The 21,721-nt window shown below is 42.8% G+C and carries 12 protein-coding genes; 4 read left to right on the forward strand and 8 right to left on the reverse strand.

Annotated elements, in window-relative coordinates:
* Positions 1–67 precede the first annotated feature (67 nt).
* Entirely contained in the window at positions 68–5,080 is a 5,013-nt protein-coding gene (locus tag DI53_RS17730) for a DUF4132 domain-containing protein (protein WP_037502983.1), read from the reverse strand.
* A gap of 354 nt (positions 5,081–5,434) precedes the next feature.
* On the opposite strand from DI53_RS17730, the gene DI53_RS17735 reads away from it, so the two are divergent.
* Positions 5,435–6,742 carry a tetratricopeptide repeat protein gene (locus DI53_RS17735; RefSeq protein ID WP_037502985.1) on the forward strand — a complete coding sequence of 436 codons (1,308 nt, stop codon included), beginning with the start codon at positions 5,435–5,437 and terminating at the stop codon, positions 6,740–6,742.
* 170 nt (positions 6,743–6,912) lie between these two features.
* Positions 6,913–7,170 (forward strand): hypothetical protein, encoded by a 258-nt coding sequence (locus DI53_RS17740; protein ID WP_037502989.1) that lies wholly within the window; start codon positions 6,913–6,915, stop codon positions 7,168–7,170.
* A gap of 224 nt (positions 7,171–7,394) precedes the next feature.
* Here DI53_RS17740 and DI53_RS17745 read toward each other — a convergent pair whose 3' ends face one another.
* Together DI53_RS17745 and DI53_RS17750 are read right to left on the reverse strand one after the other, a co-directional pair.
* On the reverse strand, positions 7,395–8,597 hold the full coding sequence (locus tag DI53_RS17745; protein ID WP_037502991.1) for a GTP-binding protein: 1,203 nt from the start codon (positions 8,595–8,597) through the stop codon (positions 7,395–7,397).
* Between the two features lie 236 nt (positions 8,598–8,833).
* On the reverse strand, positions 8,834–11,173 hold the full coding sequence (locus tag DI53_RS17750; RefSeq protein ID WP_241462467.1) for a TonB-dependent receptor: 2,340 nt from the start codon (positions 11,171–11,173) through the stop codon (positions 8,834–8,836).
* A gap of 154 nt (positions 11,174–11,327) precedes the next feature.
* Here DI53_RS17750 and DI53_RS17755 point away from each other — a divergent pair, with 154 nt between their 5' ends.
* Entirely contained in the window at positions 11,328–12,419 is a 1,092-nt protein-coding gene (locus DI53_RS17755; RefSeq protein ID WP_131555362.1) for a hypothetical protein, read from the forward strand.
* 66 nt (positions 12,420–12,485) lie between these two features.
* On the opposite strand, the gene DI53_RS19920 is transcribed toward DI53_RS17755, so the two are convergent.
* From DI53_RS19920 to DI53_RS17785, 5 genes are all read right to left on the reverse strand, one after another.
* Positions 12,486–14,987, reverse strand: a complete 2,502-nt coding sequence (locus DI53_RS19920; protein WP_169742001.1) for an ATP-binding protein — start codon at positions 14,985–14,987, stop codon at positions 12,486–12,488.
* Between the two features lie 237 nt (positions 14,988–15,224).
* Positions 15,225–16,355, reverse strand: a complete 1,131-nt coding sequence (locus DI53_RS17770) for an aldo/keto reductase (protein ID WP_117624913.1) — start codon at positions 16,353–16,355, stop codon at positions 15,225–15,227.
* A gap of 573 nt (positions 16,356–16,928) precedes the next feature.
* The gene (locus tag DI53_RS17775) at positions 16,929–17,714 is read right to left on the reverse strand and encodes a hypothetical protein (RefSeq protein ID WP_052072544.1); all 786 of its coding nucleotides are present in this window, start codon (positions 17,712–17,714) and stop codon (positions 16,929–16,931) included.
* A gap of 255 nt (positions 17,715–17,969) precedes the next feature.
* Positions 17,970–20,183, reverse strand: coding sequence for an ATP-binding protein (locus tag DI53_RS17780; protein WP_037503238.1), 2,214 nt, complete (start codon positions 20,181–20,183; stop codon positions 17,970–17,972).
* Between the two features lie 272 nt (positions 20,184–20,455).
* Positions 20,456–20,884 carry a S24 family peptidase gene (locus DI53_RS17785; protein WP_052072546.1) on the reverse strand — a complete coding sequence of 143 codons (429 nt, stop codon included), beginning with the start codon at positions 20,882–20,884 and terminating at the stop codon, positions 20,456–20,458.
* A gap of 379 nt (positions 20,885–21,263) precedes the next feature.
* Between DI53_RS17785 and DI53_RS17790 the strand changes: the two genes are divergently transcribed.
* Complete coding sequence (locus DI53_RS17790; RefSeq protein WP_131555364.1) at positions 21,264–21,524, forward strand: hypothetical protein; 261 nt, start codon at positions 21,264–21,266, stop codon at positions 21,522–21,524.
* Positions 21,525–21,721: the final 197 nt, after the last annotated feature.

Here is a 21,721-nt window from a genome sequence, read left to right on the forward strand (position 1 = left end):
TTTCGTTTCTTAAAGATGTAAATTTCGGCAAGGTGCCAAATGTCATTTGCCACCTTGCCATAATATACTAGCGGTTGATCTGATCCAAAACCGTTGGATCTTTAATCTTGTTGTCTTGAGCCAAATAGCGCATTTTACTTATAATCTCGGCCGATTTTGGATCATCGTCTACAAACGGAAGGAAAACTCGGCCGCGATGCTGGCTATGTACTGGAATAAGGGCCAACTGTCGTCCCGCTATGGCGACCATGCCGCTACCTAAATGAATGCTGTACTCCGCCAAAGTTCCACGCACCAAGACATGCCGTTCCTTCACTTCTACATTTTCCAGCCCAAAAAGCGTTGCACTTTCTTTTGCCAGCGCGGCCCGCATCTGCATACTGCTATGACTAGCCTCAGGATCGACTTCGCCGACATGGGCTACACTTACGACAAGATCCATGTCGCGCATCACTTCAGAGAACACAACCGGATCGATATCCGTAATGGGCAGGAGTTCTCGATCGCGCAGTCCGTAGAAGCAAATTAATTCCAAGGTTGGTGCTTCTACATCCGAGGGGCTGTACCAGTCAGCCATGGCAAACATAGTGACCAAATAACCTTCTTTATGAAAAACCTTTTGCAAGCCTTCTTCATAACTTACGGTCCATCCCCTTCCGCGCAAAAGCGCAATGGTTTTCTTTGGTTGTATCTGCTGTCCCTGATAGCGCGTCGAGCGTGTGCGTTGTTCCAACTCATCTGCCGTCGGCACATAGAGCTCCCGAAATACTTGTTTAAAAGGCTGCTGTATGGTATGCTTGAAAAGATAACGTTGGTAAAGATCCCACTGAGCGGTGTCATAGAGATGGAAGGGGTGCGCAATAAGTAGTTGATCAGAATCTTTGATCGGCGCGAGCTTTCCCTCGCTGTCCACCAATCCTGCGTCAGACCAAAAGCCGGTTTGTTGAGTATCTGGTTTGTAAAGAACCAATTTGCTAAGCATCGCTCGGACGATAGGGTGCTCCATGATCTGTCTTAATTCAGAAGGACTATACCTATCCCGCCTGAGCATCGAATTTTCAAGCGCTTGTTTCGTTCTGGAAAATTGCTTCGATAAGTAAGCTTTCCCATCCTTCAGCGACTCGATTGCCTTATTTTTCTTAAGTTTGTCAGGTATGCTCTTCAATGCTTTTCCGTTTCGGTTCACCAAGAGCTCGGCCTTGCCCTCCTCGTCTACTGTTAATCGTATATCTACATCATCGATCGTTACCAGCGCCTCTTTTAGGATCTGCTGAGTCGCCTTTGCCTCCATCGCCCAGACAAAACGTACACTATCTTCAAAGCCGGCGTTTCGCGCCAAATTATCCATCCCGATCTCCACAGCATTCTTTTCACTTTCCTGACGCTGCGCTCCAAATTGCTTGCTTTCGTTTAGGAAATTCTGCAAAACATTATACCGCTTAAGTAGATCGCCCGCTGCATTGTTCTTCGAGATCGGAATGAGGCCTAACGCCATAACATAGTCCTTATCGCGCTTCTCCGTAATTCGCTTTAACGTTTCTGTAATTTTAGTTTCGCCGAGTAGTACCGATGAATAGATCTTCACTCGCCGGTACCCCATTCCATCGGAGAGGTATTTCGCCGATTCGTGCACGAGTTTCCAGTTGGCTTTCCCCAAGTTAGCGTACACTCGCTGGAACCATTCGATATCAATTGCTCCCTTTTGAAAGTCATTCTTCGGTACCGTTGAATATCGAGAAAGAACCGTTTCCTTTTCCGCATCCATATAATCCGTGGTATGCGCTAAAAACCACCAGACAGCTTCCGACAGACTGGGAATCTGTAAGTAATCACCCACCCAATCCGCCCATTGCGTCGCGTAACACGAAACCTCCACCAGCCTTTTTTTATCCACATTACTAGCCTTGAGTGCCGCCGTAAAAGCTGCGTACGCCTCCTCTGCTGATGGACGACCCCGTTTCAATATGCGGCTGAACGTATACTTCTTGCTCAGGTTGATTCCATAACTGTAGCCACGATCAAAGTTTTCCTTGCCCATGCGTTGTAGCACTTCAAAAAAGTAATCGATTCCTTCCACCTTTTGCATCTTTTCAATAAACGGCGAAGCCTCTGTCGGGATGTCTCCCCTTTGCAATTCGACCGTTAGCAGATTCTTTTTCAGCGTTTCATTGATCTTAGGAATCGTGTATGATTTTAGCTGTTGAACATTGTAATTTTGTCCGCCATCTAGTATAAAGAACAAATCTTTACTAATCAACGAAAGAAACAATAGATCGTCCTTATTGATCTTGCCGCGTTGAAAGAGTTCCAGTAGAAGTTCAATCGCCGGAAAATCCAGGTTTACGGGCTTTTCAGGATTCAACGCCGCCGACAAATAAGGGATGATTTGCTGTATTGTTGATACTGCCTTGCCTTCTGCCAGTTGCTGTCCAATTACAAATAAATGCATTTGATAGAGCCTTAGTAACTGTTCCGTTGAATAGAAAGCAAAGTCGCTGACAGATATGGTGTACAGCATATTGGTGACAAAGTCTGTCCAATAGACTTCATAATGGCAATAATGTTGATTATCAGCGAAATTATGCGTCTTTAATTCTTCGGGGAAGTGGTGCAGACTATCCTCTAATATATCCAATTTATAAGCCGCCCACACTACCCTATCGCTGTGAACTTCCATTAGCTGTTGAAGTATATGAACGATTTTTTCCGAATCGCTGCTGTAATAGTATTCGCCTTGTCCAAAATTGATCCCGGCAAATGTCGGAATATATAGCTCTTTGAATGATTTAAGTTCTTTATACTGCTGGTAATCGTTATAATGGTTGTAAATGTAGCGCATCACTGCTTGTATCTCAAAGTCATTCAACGCTGCTTGATTATACCAACCCTTCCATACATCCGCCAGAGGCAGATTCTCCAAGTGCTGTTCAGCGGTAGCTTCCTGCCCTAGTCGTTTCATTCCCTGTAATGAAATTTCCAAAAGCGTGGTCTCCAAAGATCCTTGATAGCCTTCATAGCCATACTCGTGCTTCCTATGTTGATCAAAGAGTGCATAAAGGCCGTTAATTGCTTGAATGGTTTTCTTAACATTTATCAGATCTTCAAAAAGAAATTCCCTCTTTTTACTGAAAGAAATCAACCTTTTCTTTGGTCGGGTAAACTGGCTTTGTGGCAGTCGCATCTCCGTCAAATTACCGTAATCGATTGCTCCAAATCCATTGCTAAAACCGTAGTCCGGTTTGGCAGACTCCTTGTTTAATTGATCTAAGAATACGGATTCATTTTTACCTATTTTGCGGTTACTGTAAGCAGTTACCTGCTTTTGGACGTAGTCCGACCATTCCTTCTTTTCCGCAAGTAACACCAGGATTTCAAGTCCTGCTAAACGTTGGTCGATATTTGTAGATAGTAAAAGTCGTGATAATGAAGCCTCAAGTACTTGATCGCGTTGCTTAAGCAAAAGCTGGATTGCTAGCTTCCGTTGGTCTTTACCCTTTCTAGCCAATAGGCTTTCCAGGGCAGTAATATCCTCCGCATAAAGATCCATCGCGTTCATCAAGGACATCCCGGTAGCTGATACTGCCGTGTTGCGATCAGATATTGCTTGTCTAACGACTTGGCGCTGCCAAGACTCTGCCGGTAGATCCAGATTTTTTCTATCCGGTGAACTGTCATAGCGATGGGACCAGCTATATGCGTAATGATCGGGAAACAGCTTACGCATCAAGCTCTCTCGTGAATTTGAAGGAATTCCTGCCAAATCCTGCGCCATCAATACGAAGTGATGGGGCTGTGCGTCGCGAATTATTGCGTCAAAAAAATATTCAGGCTTAATGGTATAATTTTTCCAGGAAAAACCTCTTCCGACAAATTCTTTTCCTGCAGTGGGCAATTTGGAGGCCGACTCGACAAGTTTATTAAAGAGGTTGTCAGAAAGCTCATGGGAAGGAAAGTTAACCAGCATCCAATAATCCAGTTCGATGTCTTCCCCTACATGCTGTTCAGCGTATTGGATTAGATCTGAATGCGTGCGTTCGGTTTCTTGAACGAAGAATAAGCTGACTAATTTGGAAATCAACAAGCTTTTATCGTCAAACACCACGTTGAGAGCCAATAGATTAGCGGCATCCACATCCGCAATTGCCTTAACCCATAAAGCTACATAAAGCTCTAAATTATCTTGGCTATTTATGGCGAGCTCAATAGCATTAGGGTTCTCGAAATAATTTAGTGCCAGCTCTAATGTTCGCTGGATCGTATTCGCTTTCGGCGCATCCCAACCAAACCCAAACCAGGTATCAACTGCACGCACTACTGATGAAAAACGCGTCAGATTGTGGTCCAATATCACTTTCAGAAAGCGCTTCAGCGCTTTCACCGAAGTGAAGTCTAACGTTTCTAATATGGTTTGTCGCAAGCCTTCCTGCTGCTGTGCCGCCAGCAAGAGTTTTTCAACAAGAAGATGGTACGCATCATATTCTGTCAGCAGAAGCCCCCTTATAAGCTCGCGGGATACACCTCCTATGTGGTGTTCGCCAAGAAATATTTCCTCCAGAATTGGGTAATACTTAGCTTGGTCTTCAGTGAATACCGAAGCATAAAACAGACCAATATCTGGCACATGTTGATATACATCATACTGAAGTTGATCCAAGATGGTCATGCTATTAAACCCCGAAGCGCCGCCGTAATACATTGATTTCAAGGTGTTCAATCGCGTTTGTGTATAACACAGCTCTGGACGTAGACGAAATGGGCGCCTCGAATAACTCTCCTGATAGGGTAGCGTAGTGAGAATGTCCCATATCTTCGCTACAAAAGAACCGATCCCGGATCCAAATAGCAGCGTTGCCAACCGTAATCCCTCGGCATTTGTCCATGGGTTTATCGTATTATCTGTACCAAACCCTCCTTCATATGCTTTGAGCATTGCGTAGTTCGCGTAGCCGTCCTCCCACTGATTACTTATGATTAACCCCAACACTTGATAAGGCCGGGAGAAATTAGCAAATTGATCCTTGGAGATAGCTATTTTGTCGTGTTGTTGGATGAAAGCTCGCGCTTTATCAGAAGAAATCATAAATATTTTCTTTAAGAATGTATATTCAGCAACGCATAATGATTGTTTAAAATAACAAATTTTTCAGATTCACCGAATATTTTAACAAGAAATAACATGTGTTACTTCCCTGTGCCCCAGGTGTTATAGCAAATTAAAAACTGCTGTGTTGCGGTAGCAAAATTGGCATAAACTAATGGCTAAACGATTTTTACTGCACGCGTAGAGTGAAGCTTGTAAGAAATTCCAAAGATTCACCAAAGCTTGGCAGAACATGATATTCGCAATATTCAGTTATACGGTGAACGATTTAAATCGTTAATTGTAAAATATTTAAACAAAAAAAATAATAGCTTTGATATATAAAACGAGAAGATGATGCGCGAGGTCGTTATAAAATATAGAAGCCACAAAACGTTGAAAGCGTTGACTGCCTTGGGTAAATATTTGGACTTTACCATCGTCGATTTAGAAAAAAAGTCGACGGAAAGAGAAATTTACAAAATTAATGGTATTCCAATTGAGAGCGGAGCCCATGAGATTGAAGTGCAAGAAACGTATATGCGACCTCTATTTCAAAGAAAACTACCGCTGCTAATCTGCCTACTTTTTATGATTTCATCGTCACCGGCGCAAACCCGGCGATCTGCTGAAACCGCACAGGCAGTCGTAAACCTCCAAGCAGGGACAAATCTGTTTAATGCTGGTGATTATGATGCCGCAATTCAAAGCTTCAAAGAGATAGCAGAAAAGTATCCATCTGACTCTGCCTACAACGCTTTAGGTTATGCTTATCTTCTAACGGAAGATTACCCCCGCGCGCTCGAATCGGTAAATAAATCTATAGCGCTAAATGCTGACAATCCAGCCAGCTTTAACATCAGAGGAATGGCTTACCGAAAGCAGGAAAAATTTGATCTCGCCATTGCAGATTTCACTAAAGCGATTTCCCTTGCTCCCGAACAAACCAACTCGTATACCAATCGGCAAGAAGCATACATGAACAAGCAGGAATTTCAATTGGTTGTGGATGACTGTAGCAAGATCATTGCGCTAGATCCATCGAATCAGCGTGCCTATAGGAATCGTGCAGGAGCTTATTTCTTTATGAAAAATTCGGATAAATGTATCGCAGATGCAACTAAAGCCATTGAACTAGACCCTGCCGACGTTCAAGCATATAAACTTAGGGCTGGATCGTACATGATGGTCGGGAATAACTATGATTTGGCACTCAGCGATTATAACACGATTATTTCAATAGATAGCAGCGATGCTGAACACTATGCAAATCGCGGCGCCTTGTACATTTTTAAACAGGATTTCGCATCTGCCATCGCTAATTATTCTAAGGCAATTGCATTAAGTCCCAAAAGTGATCCTACAAACTACGCGGAACGTGGTAAAGCCTACGCCATGCATGGCGATTATGACCTAGCCATGCAGGATTTTGATCGGGTTATTCAAATGGATCCTTCAAATGGCGAGAATTACCGCAATCGCGGCAAAAGCTGGTTTTTGATGGAGAAGTACGAGGCTGCTATACAAGACTATTCAAAAGCTATCGAGTTGAACCCCCAAGATGCTACCGCGCTGGAATACAGAAGTGAGGCGTATAAAAAATTAGGACAAACGGATCTAGCTGAGGCTGATTTGAACCGGGCTAAGCACATAGGAAAATAACGCAAGAAGAACAGGATATACTACCCAGCGAATATAATGGCACCGTCATAACAAGCGGTGAAAATTTGGATAAAATTAATTACTTATCAAAGTAATTTTTGCATACTTCAGTTGTTATATTTAGGCACATAAGTGCATCTAATTCCTTATCTTGATGTCAAAAATAGGATATGAAAATAGTTATAGATGCAAAATCACTAATTATCGGGGCGCTGATAGCAAGCGTAGCCTTTCTTTCCATGGGAAATAAATCGCAACCTACTTACGAGACTGGAAAATTCCAGACGCAAATTCGGGATAACATGGTTATTATTACAAATACTCAAAACGGCGATTTCATAATCGCTACGGATCGTTTCGATGTTAACAAAAATCGGTGGATAGCGGGTGAGTTTAACAAAAATTTCCGAGGCGAGAAAAGTCGATAAATAGCAGCGATTCTTTTCAGGTGTGTTGCCCTATGATAGTCGTTTCGCTACGAAGCTTTTAAATGCTTCGCGAGATGCTAACTTTTGGTAGAAAGTTTTCAAAACATAGTTGAATTCATGCGAGGGAAACGATTTGTGAACGAGGATTAAATATCTTCGTCATTTCATTTTATGGCCCTATCAACAGCTTCGGCTGTTGATAGGGCCCGGCAAAGCAACGCAAGCTAAATATTCTTCGGAAATTCATCTTTCCAATCGGTATAGCGCCATTCGTCGGCTTCATCGTCTGTTAACAAGCAGCGGTTGAGCTCTGTCAAGCATGCATCGCGATCGAGATCTTGCCCTATAAAAACAAGTTCTATTTTACGATCTCCCCATTGCGGATGCCATCGAGATTCAATAAAATCTTGATTTTCTTGGAATGAACTGTAGTGCTGTCGCTCTTGAAGCGGCATGCTGGACCACCATATTCCAGCATTTTCTATCCGTAAACTTCCCCCCGCTTGGCTAAAATTAATTGCCATTTCCGGTCGCGAAGCTAGCCAGAAAAGGCCTTTCGCACGGATCAGATTATGCGGATAGTAGTCATTTAAATACCTGTACCAACGTTGAGGATGAAATGGTTTTTCACTTCGAAAAACGAAAGATGAGATCCCATATTCTTCAGTTTCCGGCGTATGCTCGTTCTCAAGTTCGCTGATCCAGCCTGCTGAAGATGCAGCCTTTTCAAAATCAAACATTTTCGTTCCCACGATCTCCTTTACAGCAACCTGACCAAAAGTGGTCCGTATTATTTTTGCGCCAGGATTTAACTTAGCAATGGCGCCTTCGAGAATCACGATCGTTTCATCAGCCAGCAAATCTGTTTTATTCAAGATAATCACATTTGCAAATTCTACTTGATCTGTAAGAAGGTTGACGATCGTTCGGCTATCATGATGATCATCTGTAAGCGACCGATCCAGTAAGGTATCCATACTACCAAAGTCCTTGAAAAAATTAAAACAATCAACGACCGTAACCATCGTATCAATATAGCTAAAGCGCGACAGATCGATGTTACTCTGCTCATCCACATAGCTGAAGGTCTGCGCCACGGGAATAGGTTCAGATATTCCAGTACTCTCGATAAGCAGGTAATCAAATTTTCTTTCCTTCGCCAATCGTTCTACTTCCAACATCAAATCTTCACGGAGGGTACAGCATATACAACCATTGCTCATCTCAACCAAGCGCTCATCCGTGCGCGATAGGGTGTTTTCTTTCTCCACGAGCTGCGCGTCGATATTTACTTCGCTCATATCGTTGACAATAACGGCTACTTTGAGATTAACCTTGTTATGTAATACATGATTTAATAATGTTGTTTTTCCAGCACCCAAGAAACCGCTTAGCACTGTTACCGGTAATTTTTCTTCCAAATTCATGTGTAGAGCTATGATATTATCAATCTGATTGGTGATGTCGATGCCTCTTGCTTTTTGATTATAAAGGTGAAGTCGCTCGTATCACATTTTCAAATGTAATCAATAAAAAAAATAAAAGCAACATTGTTGCTTTTATTTTTTTTATTGATTTATCCTTGTGATTTCTCTGGCATAAGTTAGCAGGCTAATCCAATGTTTCGGATATTGGAAGTATTTATTATTATTTCCCACACGCGCTATAAATAAAACTTCAGCCCAAGCGTAATATTTCGACCTGGTAGCGGAGCGAGATATTTTAGCATGGAGTTTTGCGGCCGCGCTTCTTGATTGAGAAGATTTTGTCCGCGCAATGAGCAGCTCACGTTTCGGCCTATGATCTTAAAATTGTATCCAATGTCCGCGCGCAGCATGGAGTAAGCGGACATTGGTCGTTCAATGTTGATATTTTTTCCAAGAAACCTTTGTTCTAGATAATGCTCAAATATAGCGTTGACATCAAAACGGTGGTAATGCAGTACAATGGCTCCACCATACCTGCTTGTTGGTAAATTGGGCATAAAATCTCCCTCCGCCCAACGTCGGAGATGATCTTCCGAAGTATTGATATTTTTAACAAGATCTGCGAAACACGACAACTCGATACTTCGCCCCTGCTGCCAATTGAAATGATATAAAGCCTCAAGTTCCCATCCTGTTACACGTGTGTCGGAAGCGCGCCACTCTTTTACTAAAAACCCACCAGAACGAGATATCCCCGTATGTGCTAAATACAGGTAGTTCTCAAAATCTGTATGGTAGTGTGTGGCTTGAATTTGTATTCCTTGCGTTTGTATCCCAGCGGCAACTTCGTAGCTCAGGGCTCGCTCTTTCTTTAGCCGGTCGTCACCGTTTTCCTCCACTAATATGGCGAAGTGCTCATTGCCTGCGTAAAGTTCATTCACTTCTGGCGCTCTTTCGGACTGTCGTAGGCTACCTTTTAAAAAAGCAAAGTTTAACAGGTCATAACGCAGTTCCGCGGAAAATTGATGCAGTGCAAAATCACGAGGTGCAAGTTTTCCGCCCGCAAGGCCTCGGCTCGGTTTATACTGCTTATCCGTCAATTTACGGCGTGCTACACGGTCATGCCTATAACCGACGTCAAGCAATAAATTTTTCCAAGCGACATGTTGTGTGGTAAACAGTCCAATTTCACGGCTTAAATTATTTGGTAGATATCGCCGCAGCCCGTCGCCTTGAAGCTTCATGTGCGCAAGCTCGATACCATGTAGGCCAGACCAGTATTTACTGAACCGGTGTTGCGCTTCCATCCGAAGACCATGCCTATAGCTTTCCATAGTATTTACCCGATATATGCCTACAAGCTCCCGATCATCGGCATACTGGAACATATACTTTATGCTTAGCTCGGTGAAGATCGATGATCTTGGTTGGATGGCACTCTCCAATTGCATGGAATGCGTGAGCGCACGAGTATTTATAGGCTGATAATCAATAATTTGTTCTACCGGCTCATGCGTGTGCTTAGGTTTCGTAGCAAGCGCAAATCCTGGAATACCATAATAACCTTCCATTGCCCGGTATCCTAAACCTATGCGTAAGCTGTCTTTTATATAACTACTACCGAGATTGATAAATCGACTATCGGCATGACTGTTAGGCATTACGCCAAATCGCACTGGATGAAAGTCTGTAATGCCATGCACGACAGTGCTGTATAAAGGTGTTGATGGATCTTGCCCCGCCACGTACTTATCGTTCGCAGGATTGGCAACGAGCTGTCCGCCTATGCTGGAAAACTTATCGAAGGTATACAGCTCAGCCTCGGACAAGCCCCAAGCAGGATCATTGAGGTTATCAAGCACAAACTGGCTGATGTAAGGGTATAGACTCAAATTTCGTATACTTTCCCTATGCACATTCACCTGCGCCATATCCGCTGTGAGGTGATCGATAGATGGGTCGTAAGCGATTGCTGCCTTTGTGTTTCCTGGGATTTTTAGATCAGCATGTCGCTGATTGGTCCCTCCGATATACCAAGACCAACGATTGCCAAGATTCCCGCCCAACTGCAAAACCTGTCTATTGCCGCTATTGGTGCCAGCTTCAAGATAGGCTGAGCCCTGTATGTTTTTGGAGAAGCGCATTTGCGGTATGGTATTATCCTTCAAGTTAACGGCTCCGCCAATGGCTTTTCCTCCATAAAGAACAGCCGCGGAACCCTTGTAAAGTTCAACCTGCTGCACATTATCCATATCGACATTGATGTTGATATTCGGACTGATCCCGCTCAGGTCGTTGAGCGGTTGGCCATTTTGTAAGATCCGTACGCGATTACCACTTAAACTACGGATCATTGGCGCACCAGCCGATGGGCCAAAGTATGAATGTTGAACGCCAGGAATATGACCTAATGTTTCGCCTAATGTTCTAGACTGCATTCGGTCTAATTCCGTTCTGGACAATCTGGTTAAGGAGCCAAAGGTTGATATTTTGCCTATCGCTATTGCCGAATCTATCTGAATTGGCCGTAGGGTATCTAAAAGGTCCATCGCCCCCAGCGAAAGAGATATCAACATGAAACAGATGAAAGATAAAGTTACGAATTGCGCACGCATGTACATTGATTTGTTTTTGATGGCGCAAAAGTATAAAAAAAATCTTATTTGCAACTATGTTGCATTGTTGAATTTTATTTTTACCTTCGTCCCAAATTATTGGAATATGAAAAAGATGAGCAGATTATTTGCGTTTGGCCTAGCGGCCGCAACACTAACTTTTGGAATCACGTCTTGCAAGAAAGATTCTCCCGAGATTGTACGCGAACTAGAGATTGATCTCCCCGAAATGACTTCGCTGCATTATGGGAAAACGGCAGAACTTGCGCTACCTGCCTCGGTAAATAGCAGCGGCGATCTTTCCTTAAGTCTGGCGTTTGATAAAACGCCAAACATAGAAATAGGCAGTAATAAGAAACTTCATGATGTGTTGAAAGATGCTGTTCAACTCGATCTGAAGAAACAACAGATCAATATTGATGCTGCACTGCTTTATCCGAATGCTGCGCAATCGATGATCAGCACAAACAGAATTCCAGAGATCTACACCGCTACCTTAGAGGCGAAAACAGTCAATGGTAAGACGGTGGGTGAGCGCGATTTTCAGATAAAGGTTTCTTCTGGTAAGATCGCTATAGAGCATGTGAATACATCAAACAGTATCCCCTTCTCTTATGCGCTTTATAGCGATAAATCAGTAGAGTTTAAACTCGCAGCGGAAAACACAGCTCTTCTGCATGAGACATGGTATATCGCGCCGTCACCAGATCAAAAGCAAGTCGTTTCCATCGATGGGTCGACGATCCGATTTTCGGCTGATGCGGGCGATCCTGCAAAGAAGGCGGAACACACTTACGATTTAAAGCCAATGCTATTGAAAGACGGTTTCGTTGTGGCCGAAACAGACTTTCGCGTCGTCTTCATTCCGCAAATTAAATTTTTCTATGGGACATACTACCCAGATTTAAACCTTACAATCCAATTGAATCTAATTCATATCGGCCTCTCTAACGGTTATTTATCAGCCGCTCCAACACTTTATCCTGAAAACTATAAATCTACGTTCCATTTAGTTTCCGTAGGTTTAGACGGCACAGCCTATGATAATAGTAGAGGCATTTTTTCTGTCAACCAAAATACGGGCGCAGTAAGTGTAAAGAAAGATGATAGCTTAAAAGCTGGAAGCTACAAGATCATCGTTAAAGCAATAACGACAACCGGACTTGAATATCAGACTGATCTAACGTTAGTGATGTCTGCATTCTAACTACCGAGCTATTTGCCAGCCATTTCCCCTATCAATGTAGCTTTGGTAGGGGATTTTTATGTCGATTTAGTCTATGGCAACATCAAACCAAAAAGTACTGCCCTGCCCCGGAACACTTTCTACGCCAATTCTTCCGGAGTGCCCGTCTATGATCTCTTTACACAAGTACAGACCGATGCCGAAGCCACTTATGTTTTCCGTCTCCCTAGCCAAAACTCGATAAAAGCGTTCGAATATATGCGCTTGATCCCTAGGCGGTATACCCATCCCTTCATCCGTCACCTGCACGTGCGCCCAGCCTTCGCGCCTTGTGCAAGAAATGTAAATAGTGCTACCGTTCGGAGAATATTTAATTGCATTATTGATCAAGTTAATTAAAACCTGTTCCAACTTATCACGATCTGCTTTTACAAACATACTTTCCGCAACGTCGAAGCTAAATTTATGCGTATGGTTGGTAGCCAGGGATTCTTCTTCGGCTATCTGAAATATGTTGCTGATATCAAAGTTTGTTTTGTTTAGAAAGATTTTGCCTTCATCCGCTCTAGCCACGTCCAAAAAGCCGCTGATAAGCGTCGTCATACGATCTACCTGACCTGCAGCTTTGCTGGCTATATCTGCAGTGAACCTATCTTCAGACTGTTTTGAGCGCGAAGCTAAAATTTGCACATATCCTTTTAATGCGGTCAATGGTGAGCGCATTTCGTGGCTTACAATACCTATGAAATCCTGTTTGAGCTGGTCACTGGCCTTCCGCTCGGTGATATCCATGATGGTGCCGGAAAAATGGTTGGCCGCTTTTCCACCTACGGATGTATATCTTTTACCCATCGCCTTAAGCCATCGTATCTGCTGGTCATGAAATCCTACAACAGGATATTCAATATTATAGGGTATACCTGTGTTAATCGTCGCGTTTATAGCCGTAACCACCTCCTCACGATGTGTTTCAGCAACCTGTTGGAGTACTCGATCAAGTGTTGTAATATCACTCGCCCGGAAACCAAACAACTCTTTCGTTCGTTCGGTGATCACCATTTCATCAGATTCCAAATTGATGGACCATGTGCCTAGGTTGGCGGCTGATATGGCCATGTTCATGCGTTCGTTGAGATCCATCAGACTTTCTTCAGCTAACAGCAATTGCTCGTTTGTTGTTAACAGTTCCTCATTCAGCGCCATATACTCTTCATTTACAGAGCCAAGTTCCATATTTGCCTCTTTAAGGCTAATTTCGCTTTGCTCTAATAGCTTGCGTGCCTTGACCGTGTCAGTAATATCAGTAACCGTTGCAATAATCGCTTCAGGCATCCCCTCAGAATTGCGTAAGGGCTTGTACGTAAAATCAATATAGATTTTATTTATCCTGCCGTCAGTCTCGGCAATATCGGCAGTAAGTTCTGGTATGGCCAGTGGCTCACCTGTATTTAGCACCTTGCGTAACATCTCCGGATAAGGTTGACCTACCACCTCCGGAAATACGTCCGTAAGGCGCTTACCTAATACCTGCTCCGAGGTTCGTGTCCAAATCTTTAGCATAGGTTCATTGGCTATCTCTATAACCAAATCTTGCCCCCTGATGATACACATTCCCATAGCAGCATTCATTACCATCTGCTTCATTTGGTGTTCACTTTCCTCTATAGCCAAGCGAGCATTCACCTGATCGGTAACTTCGACCGCCATATCAATAATGCCTGTAACCTGACCGTTTTCTATCAACGGCGCGTAGGTAAAGTTGAAATACCCCCGCTCCAGCTTTCCACTTCTATTAAGCATTACTGCAATCTCTTGGCGATGTATGGTTTCTCCGGTTTGATAAATATGATTTAATAAATCGTAGGCTGGCTGCCCTTTTAATTCTGGAATAGCTTCCAATAAAATTTTCCCTTCTATATCGGATTGCTGATTAAGCAAGGTAAGCATAGCAGGATTGACCGCTTCGATCAACAAATCTTCACCTCGAAAAACGATAATAGCCGTTGGAGATTGCTCGATTATCAGCCGCAAATTCTTTTCACTTGATTCGCTTTTGCCATGAAGATGCAGGTTGTGTTTATTGGACGCTTCCAGATCTTTCAATCTTTTCCGCAGCACCAATTTATTAACCACTTGTTTAGCGAGTGTTTTTAAGGCCGTTTTCTGTCGTTCATCCAATTTTCCAGGCTGCCGATCAATAACGCATAGCGTACCCAAAGCAAAGCCTTCATCGTCTACCAGGGGCATCCCCGCATAAAAGGCAATATGTGGCTCCCCTGTTACTAATGGATTATCTTTAAAACGTGGGTCTAATTGTGCATCCTCAACCTGCATCAAATCGGTAGGGTTTAACAGCGCGTGTGCGCAAAAAGAATGTGACCTTTCCGTTTCGGTTACATCAAGCCCTTTATGCGATTTAAACCACTGACGCGCTTTATCGACAAAGCTAATCAATGCAATCGGGGTCCCACAAATGGCAGCAGCCAACTCGGTAAGCTCCTCATAATCTTCCTCAATCGCAGTATCTAATATTTGGTAGGCATGTAGCGCAGCCAAACGCTGCTGTTCATTTGTTTGATCGTTTACCATAAAAGCGCTTAAATTCATTAGGAACAAAGCCAAACAAACTTAAGCATTATCCGCTTAGGATAATGAGATTATGCATTATATTCAAATAAATAGATCACTTCATACAGGTTTTTGGAGGCATGAGCTTGAAGGCGACGCGACCATCTCGTATGTTTTTGACGCATAAACATACGAGACAGCCTGACAAATATATTTTTATGTTGATATATAGTCTCGTCGCGACTGATAAAAATGCACCTACTTATCCGTTTGCTGTGCGGAAGTGCCGGTGTAGCGGTCTCCCATGATCTTTACTTTTGAGAGTGCCAAATCCAACTCCTTCAGGTCTTCCGTCGCAAAAGTAAACTTTGAAGCATCCAAATTCTCTTTGAGATGCGCCAACTTCGTCGTACCCGGAATTGGGACTATAAAAGGTTTTTTGGCTAATAGCCACGCTAAAGCGACTTGCGCCACTGTTAAACCTCTGTAGTCACCGAACGATTTTAACACGTCAATCAAGGGCCAGTTCGCAATAACAGCTTCTCTTTCGTATCGTGGCAGTGAAGCGCGATTGTCATTGCTTGCAATGTACTTCGTTCTTTCGTTAATGTAGCCTGTGATAAAGCCACGGCTCAACGGACTGTATGGCACAAAACCAATCCCTAATTCTTCACATAACGGTATCACATTGTGCTCAGGTTCTCGTGTCATCAAGGAGAACTCGCTTTGTAAGGCTGTCAAAGGTTGTTCGCGATGTGCCTTCCGAATGACATCCACGCCCGCTTCGCTCATACCAAAATGCTTCACTTTACCCTCAGCAATTAGTTCTTTTACAGTGCCTGCGACATCCTCAATTGGCACATTTTTGTCCACGCGATGTTGATATAAGATATCGATATAATCCGTGCGAAGGTTCTTCAACGATTGCTCTACTACTTTCCGAATCGTCTTCGGCCTACTATCCAATCCACGATTCGGCTGGCCATCGATAAAACCAAATTTCGTTGCAATTTTTACGTCTTTCCTTACTTGTTGAAGAGCCTCGCCTACCAATCGTTCATTAGTAAGCGGACCATAAGCTTCTGCTGTATCAAACAATGTCACCCCCAGATCTACAGCAGCATGTATCATTTCGATCATTTTTTGCTTCTCAGCCACAAAGCTTCTGTGGTAACTCATACCCATACAACCAAGTCCAAAAGCACTTACTTCTAGCGCGGCAACGCCAGATCCTAAAACCCTCTTTTCGAAATTGGGAATAGCTTTTTTGCTGTCGCGGACATCGCTATTTATTTTTGTATCAGCTGCGACCGATGCTATTCCGCCCACTGCACCCATACTTAATATCGCACTTGTCTTAAAAAAATTTCTTCGATTTTGATTATCCATCGTTCGTATTTTAAATTTTCAAATAAAATGTTCAAGTAAACTTGTACACATCACAAAATTCGCCAATGATGGAAATAATGACGTATACAAATTCCTGTTTTTCCTACCAATATCACTTCCCATTAAGTTTTATTCTAGCGAAGCGCATTAGCAACATAAAAGATATTACAAAACCTTCTATCGCCTAAAGCCGTTCTAAAATTGAATAAATAGGCAAGGCTTATCTTAGAACATTGATTCGAAACGCTTTCGATACATAAACAAGCAGCTTGCAATACATCATTACAATTTAAACTAGAAAGCTATGGCAGAAAAAAAAGAAAACGAAAAAGACCCATGCTGGTCAGGATATAAAAAAGAAGGTACTAAGAAGAAAAATGGAAAAACGGTTAATAATTGCGTAAAAGACTCTTCCAAAAAATAATATCCTGTAGCTTTACGGTCGGTTTATCAAGGACAACCGTAAAGCTACAATCATTACTAAAGCCCTCCTAATAAATAAAATCTCACCTACATCACACGTGATATAACGCTGAATGCGATTGACTTCTTGGTCTGTCGACAGCAATACCGTTACGATAGTGCTAAATCGCGCCTAAATTTTGTGGGCCGGAAAAGATTAAAGAGTATAGCAAGAAGTATAAGGGCTGACACTACATAGCACGCGTAGGTTATATTTGATCCGGCTGAGCTTTGATTAGCCGCAACAGCGAGCACTCCCCAAATGCCTACTATCCCATAGGCTTTCATATTTCTCATCAAGACCATCAGCATATTTATAATGCCGGCTATAGCTATCATTACTAACGCCCAGATTTCCGCATGTAGACCGAAACCATCCCACTGAATTTTCACAAGCAACGCCGCTATATTGGCAATTATCGCCAACGAAATCCAACCCGCATAGAGGGAAAAAGGCAAAGCGATAAACATATAATTTTTAGTGTTTACTTTGTGCAGACTTAATTCCAATTTGCTCACGATGATTAATAAAGACAGGAGTAAAATTACCATAAGCATAACGCTTAGCAGCGTGTAGTGATTTAACCAAGCAACCACCCATAGCATGTTGGCTAAACATGACACTAAAAACCACCATCCAATTTTTTTCACAGCGTGCATTGGGTCAATACCTTTGAAAACATGTGTTCCAGTATAAATGATAAAGGAAGCTAATCCCAAGTAGATAATACCCCAAATGGAAAACGCATAACCCGCAGGTGTAAAGAGCGTAAAATATTCATCAGAAACAGTTTTCATCGTATTCCCATTGAATATGCCGGTATTTGATAGGTAATTTACAACCACGGTCAATATCAGGCTAACCGCATGGAGAATGATATATGTTTTGTTCTTCATAGTTTTGATTACTGGTAAATTATAATATGCATTTTTTTGATGTCAATCAGCACGAGCTGCATACGAGAGCCAGCAGCTATTACTTCGCTCGTTCGAAGGCTATTGCTGCATTAAAAAAAGCGTTTGAGAAACGAAAACTATCTCCGCACTACCTATCTGTTTTGTTTTTGATAGATTTTTAATACACACCTCTTCATCAACCGCTTACTGTCGGATCATCCCATCACCAAGCGTGTTAAAAGACAAACAGGCTTCTTAGGCCACAATTTCTTTTGGAAAACGCAGGATGAATGTACTCCCTGATCCTAATGTACTCTCTACGGTGATTTCAGCGCCGTGTCTGGTCATAATTTTACGAACAGTTGCCAAGCCCACACCAGTCCCCTCAAATTCGCCCACGTCTCCAACCCGGCTAAACAGATCGAAAATTTTATCCTGTTGCTGTACGCTTATTCCTACGCCGTTATCCGTAATTCGGTAGATGGTTTCTTGATCCGTAGAAGCACCTTCGATAATCACCGTTGGAACATGTTGCTTATGCGAATACTTCACCGCATTTTCGATAACGTTCAAAAAAACCTGAAATAGCAATATAGGGTCACCTTCCAATTCTGGCGTATTTACCACTTCCAAATTTAAGTTGTCATTAACCCTGCCCATCAGCAAATGGTCTTTTATTTCCGTGATTAATACAGCCATGTCAACACGCTGTTTATTCACAAACTTTTGCCCGACCTTTGAATACTCGAGAACTGTTTGCACCATTTGATTTAGCCTTACTGCACTCAATCTGATCTTTTCAGCCATATCAAAAACCGTTGGCTCTGTCGATTTTCGTTGTATAAGTTCGGCATAAGCTCTAATAGCTGTCAATGGCGTTTTTAAATCGTGTGATACCGTGTAGGTAAACGAGTCCAACTCAGCATACGCATCGCGTAACTTTTCATTTAATAGTCGAAGTTCTTCAATCTTCCGGCCTATAGCAAAATTAAGTTCATCCCTGATCTTAACAAAAACCTCTATTTCCACATCTGTCCAATCTTCCGCCTGCCCGCTACATTCCTGAACCCATTGATCAAATGAATTTCTTGGCGAAATGAATGGCTGCCCCTCTTCATCAATAGAGATCAACTTGGTAGGGTCGCCTGCCCATTTAACCGTTGACGCCTGCTCTGGCCTAAATAGTATTAAACAGTCTTTAATTCCATGGGTTAATCTGCATGAAAGCACACCGGCAAAGCTAACATTATCAAATTCTGTGAAGGTAAAGTCACGCATGGCTTTGTTGCTCCGGATGTAGCTGTGATCGTCTACTACAGCAAATTGGTTTGCGATTTGTTCGATTTGATCAGCCGTCGGTACATTACCTACGCTGTATATACCTCCTTCAAAATAGAGCACAAAGCCTGAAGCACGGAACCCCCTCAGAATCTCCTCCCCGCAATCATCCACTAGCGCTGGAATTCGATCGTTGTGTTGCAAGCTACGCGTCACCTCCATTATAATGCCCTGTAACTTGATACGCTCCTTCTGAACAGCTTCCTGATCGCGCATCCCCACGCAGGAGCTTAACACCTGTCCTATCAATTTAGCCGTCTCCCGCTGTCTAAAATTTATAAACCGCGGCGAATAATTATGACAGGCAATCAAGCCCCAAAGTGCGCCATCCACGATTATCGAAACACTGAAGCTCGATGCGACATTCATGTTTTTAAGGTACCGGATATGCATCGGTGAAACAGCACGAAGGGAGCTACCCGTCAAATTTAAGGGTGCATCGTTATTGGAAAGCAATGCGGCAGGTGAACTGCCTACGTCAGCAATCAAGCGCACAAGATTGACTTTGTAAAGCTCCCGCGCTTGGGCAGGTATATCAGCTGCTGGATAATGCAACCCCAACCAAGACTCCAATTCCATGGCATAATCTTCAGCAACAACTTCGCCATGCCCGTCACGATGAAATTTATAGATCATAACACGATCATAGCCGATTACTTTTCTGATCTGCACGACCGTGTTTTCGAGTATCGTGTCTAAATCCCGGTCAGCTAGCATTTGCGACAAACTCGCGCCAACCAAATTTTGAGGGTCCTCAAATAAATTAGACTCCTCTGGCTCAATATCTAAAATATAAAGCGAATCGCTTTGTGTAATAATTAAATTAAACGGTGTATCACCCATGCGGATTGCATACGGATTGAGAGGCCTCATCTGCTCATCTTGACTGGCCAGCTCTATTAAATCCATCACAAAATTACTGCTAGCCTTTTTTCCAAAAAATTCGCTCAGCAAGCGAACATTATTTCCTAAAATCTCATGAGCAGGAATTCCCGAGGCCACTGCTAAATTCTCACTCACGTATTGAACCACACCTGTTTTGTCAATAGCAATCAACATACCGTGGGGCTGAACCCCGCCCGGAATGTGGATAGGTTCTTTACTACACCATTCTTGAGGATTAATTTCCATGTTCAAATTATTTATTAATCGTATCTTATCGTCCAGCATAACGTTGTCTTAAGCAACCAAATCAAAAAATGGAAGCCTTAACGCGTTTTGTTTCCAAAATTGGGTTGTGTGATTGGAAAGATATATCTATATAAAGCTAAGTATTATTTCCGACAATTGCCAAAATCGAGTTTCTAAGAGCGCGCATACATTCCTGTTACGCAATAACACCGTTTGCACTGCGATTTACGCTATTTAAATTAGGGTCTTGAAGATTTGTCGCATGATCATACTCACAATGTGCAAACACGCTTATACCGCCCGACCTTCAACCTTTGGGGTAGCACACCGTAACACACTGCCGTAACCACTCCCCATAACACCAGCTCCAGTTCGCTGCCCACCGCAAGGCGTTCCCTATCGTTGACTAGCTCCCATCCGTCATCTACCTTTTGCAAAGAACGGCATAGCAACTCGCCATGCAAGGCCGCAATCACAACGGCGCCGGAAATAGCGCTAAGCGAGCGATCGACAATCAGGACGGCATTTTCAGGAATGTGATAGCCTAGCATAGCATCGCTATCCATCTTAAAGTAAAACGTGCAATGCGGATCGACCACCAACAAATCATTGACGTCCAACCTTGCCTCCAAATAATCATCAGCCGGCGATTTAAACCCGGATATGATCTGCTGGGGAATATGTTTTGACCTTCTAATCACACAACAAAGTTATACTAATATTTTTAGCAAACTAATCTCTGTGATAAATCAAGTATTTATCCCTACGCCGGCCTATTCATGGTCATCGGGTGTTGTGCATTTCGTTCTTCAACCTGATTTAATGCATGAAGCTGGCACTTTTTCTATCTTTATAAAAGGAACCCGCCGCCTATAGTTTTCGGTCCTTCACGCTGCTAAGCCCACATGGGAATAGTACTCCTCCATGCATCGAACAAATACGAGCATATTGCGAATAAAAAAATAAAAACTGATATTCGCATTAACCTTTGCCTCCTCAAATGTTGTACCGTCGGGCAAGCTGATGGACAAAAAGAGCAAAGGCTTTAATCAATACACAGCAATTAATTGCAAAAGAACGATGAACGCTAAATTATTAACAGATATGAGCACCGATGAGCTCTCACAGAAATTGAAATCACTCAAGAATAGTAAAATCACAGAAGCCGCTTTAATAGGGTTTACCATAGGCGTCGTCGTTTACAGTGTAACTACGCATGGTTTAAGTTTCCCAAGCCTTTTCCCATTGCTAGTTCTTTACTTGGTTTACAGAAATTCAAAAAATACAGAAGCCTTGCGAAAAGAAGTCGAAGTAGAATTGGAGAAGCGCAGCCGACAATAAAACCAAGAGTTTGCGGCAGAAAAATAGCTTGCCGCTTGGGAGGTATCTACCGTAGCATGCTCATACTCACGCAAGCATTAAAACGGATAAATAACCGAAAAATTCACCAGCTTTAGCATTTATACCGTTATAACATGCGGATTTTAGCAAAAAATAAGTGTAAAACCGTAAAAACAGGTGTATTACTTCATAAAAAA

This window comes from Sphingobacterium deserti (assembly GCF_000757725.1).
GTDB classification, from domain to species: Bacteria; Bacteroidota; Bacteroidia; order Sphingobacteriales; family Sphingobacteriaceae; genus Sphingobacterium; species Sphingobacterium deserti.